Origin of the sequence: Effusibacillus pohliae DSM 22757, assembly GCF_000376225.1 — a bacterium.
GTDB classification, from domain to species: Bacteria; Bacillota; Bacilli; order Tumebacillales; family Effusibacillaceae; genus Effusibacillus; species Effusibacillus pohliae.
Genome location: NZ_AQXL01000040.1, coordinates 1 through 2,841, shown reverse-complemented (window position 1 = coordinate 2,841; position 2,841 = coordinate 1). Strand labels below are relative to the sequence as shown.

General features: G+C 46.9%; 2 protein-coding genes. Both read right to left on the bottom strand.

Annotation, left to right across the window (positions count from 1 at the left end; translation table 11 throughout):
- Nucleotides 1-115: 115 nt before the first annotated feature.
- On the bottom strand, nt 116-976 hold the full coding sequence (locus tag C230_RS0100590; RefSeq protein WP_156807289.1) for a crotonase/enoyl-CoA hydratase family protein: 861 nt from the start codon (nt 974-976) through the stop codon (nt 116-118).
- A gap of 5 nt (nt 977-981) precedes the next feature.
- The gene (locus C230_RS0100585) at nt 982-2,649 is read right to left on the bottom strand and encodes an AMP-binding protein (protein WP_018130151.1); all 1,668 of its coding nucleotides are present in this window, start codon (nt 2,647-2,649) and stop codon (nt 982-984) included.
- Nucleotides 2,650-2,841 lie beyond the last annotated feature (192 nt).

Here is a 2,841-nt window from a genome sequence, read left to right as displayed (position 1 = left end):
GCCTCAGGAACGATAAACTAGCAAAGGCTGTGAGAATTGACTGCCAATCTGTTGGACTGGCATTTGTGCATACCCATACTAAACAGCGAGGAGCCAAAATTTTTCAATTGGAAAACTACTGTTTCTTTCGCTGAGTATAATCACCGAAACGTCCGTCACGTTCCTTAAGCGCATGCTTAATGCCGAACTGTATGGCACTTTCACGCCAGGCGATTCCTTCAGGAGTATGGCGGGCAATTCCATCAAGTAATGTACCGATCACCTGTGTATTGTCAAGAATTCCAGTACCCTGATACATTTGATTGATAAATAATTTCATCATGATCAGCTGATTCAAAGGTAGCATCGCAATACGAAAGACAAGCCGTTCTACGGTCTCATCGAGTTTTTCACGAGGTACGCACTCCAGAATCATGCCCATTTGAGCAGCACTGGGGGCATCAATCGAATCCCCGGTAAAGAGGAATCTTTTGGCCCGTTCCATTCCTAATCGCAGTGCCCACATTGCCGTTGTTGGGGATCCCCACACGCGGGCCGGCGGATAACCAAATTTTGCATCCTCCGAAGCGATGATTAGATCTGCACATAGGACCATATCGGCTCCGCCGCCAACTGCCCAGCCATGCACCTGCGCAATGACTGGTTTACGACAGCGGAACAGGCTCATCATTGAATCCGTACAACGGTTAATCATAACATAGTCCGCGATCGGATCCCAAATGTTATGTCCCTTTTCATCGCGTTGGGATTCCTCCACGGTCGAGATATCCAGATCATATCCGGCACAGAAGGCGGCGCCGTTACCCTTTAAGACCAAAACGTGAACGTTGGGATCAGCTTCAGCCGTCTTGACAGCATGATGGAGTTCATCCAGGAGTTCAAAAGTCAAGGCATTAAGCCGTTCGGGTCTATTTAATACGATTGTAGCCACGCGCTCCTCTACCGAATAGACCAGGGTGTTGTAGTCGTTTTTCATTATTATCATCCTTTCTTTTCCATTTCCGTCATTATCATTTCTCGCAGTACGTGTTTCTGTACCTTACCGCTTGCAGTGAGCGGATATTCCTCAACAAAGCGAATGTGGGCAGGAATCTTCTGGTGGCTGAGCCGCCCCTTGCAGAAGTCCTTAACCTCTTTTTCCGTAAGTTCTACTCCTAAACGCTTCTTGATGAAAGCCACTGGGACTTCTCCGTAATAATCATCAGGTATCCCTACTACTTGGGCGTCATCGATTAATGGATGGCTGATTAGGAAGTTCTCTACTTCCTTCGGATATATGTTTTCTCCACCGCGAATAATCATCTCCTTGATCCGACCAACCACATTGAGATATCCTTCATTATCAAGGACACCCACATCTCCCGTTTTCAACCAACCATCCGCACTCAAGGTCTCTGCAGTCTGCTTCTCCATCTTATAGTAACCTTTCATGACCATATAACCTCGGACTTCAATCTCACCTGGAATCCCGCAGTTCATCACTTTCCGTGTCTGGGGATCAACAATACGAAGCTCGGTATGCGGCAGTGGGCGGCCGCAGGTCTCCCATCGCTTCCTCTGTGGATCAGTCGGTGTTGTTGCGGAAAACGTCGGGCTTGTTTCCGTCATCCCCATCAGTACGACTGTCTTTGCCTTCAGTTTTTTCTCGATCTTTTCTAGTAGAATTGGGGGAACCGGAGATCCACCGCTCATAACCAAGCGCAAGGGAATATACTCACCGTTCGTTTCCATTTGGTGTAAGACTGCCTGTAACATCGTCGGTACACCAGCGAAGTGGGTAATTCCAAGTTCCTTCAGAGTCTGGACACAGACCTTAGGGTCAAAAAACGGCATGGGTATATAAGTTGCTCCAACAGCCAACGTACCAAGGGCCAACATGATACTGCCCGCGGTATGAAACAGAGGGAGCGGTGAAAGCACGCGATCTCTTTCACCAATTTCCCAGCGGCGAAATGTCAGCTCAGCATTGTTAACCGCATTGTGGTGTGTAAGCATAGCCCCTTTGGGAAATCCTGTAGTCCCTGACGTAAACTGTATTTGAAAGACATCATGTGTTTGTACCTTTTTTTCATGATCGTTCAGAATTTCATCTGAAATCTTCCTCTTCCCTGTCTCCACCAGATCAGAGAAATTAAGGCATTCATTTGTGGCATCAAATGTTATGATCTGCTTTAGCTCAGGAACTTGGCCTGAAGCCTGAATCCTATATACTTCTTCCACATACGAACGACCGCGGAAACTCGACATTACAAACACCGCTTTAGCATCACTGCTCTTCAGCACATAGCTGGCATCCTCTTCACGAAGAGCAGGGTTCATCGTTACCAGTACAGCTCCAATTTTCGCTGCTCCCATCTCGAGAAGAAGCCAATCAGGGACATTGATCGCCCACACGGCCATATGGTCTCCCTTCCGATATCCAGCGGCAAGCAAAGCTTTTGCCACATCTTTGGCCTTTTCCTCGTACTCCTTGTACGTCCACCGCAGTGCGCCAATTCCCAACATCTCGTCGGGCATATAAAGCACAGCGATGTGGTTGGGAAAACGGGCGGCCTGTTGCTGTAACAACTTACCTACAGTCCAATCTTTAAGAGGAAATGAATCCACTTCAGGAAGCCAATGTGCTTTACCATTTAAGGTTAAACCCATCATCCATCCCCCTTATTCTTTTACTTACTAGTAAGTAAATTTTTTAACTATCTGAATAATACCACGTTTCCTAATTCCAGTCAATATTCTTTCTACTAAAGCTTTTTGCGATGTGCCCTTTTTTGTTCCATGTTTACAGTAGGTGTATCGCTCAGAGCTGTTGAGAAGTCGATTTCAACCGCACGGGTGAAA

Coding starts and splice junctions, on each gene's coding strand:
- C230_RS0100590 (WP_156807289.1), bottom strand. CDS start 976: ATGAAAAACGACTACAACACCCTGGTCTATTCGGTAGAGGAGCGCGTG.
- C230_RS0100585 (WP_018130151.1), bottom strand. CDS start 2,649: ATGGGTTTAACCTTAAATGGTAAAGCACATTGGCTTCCTGAAGTGGAT.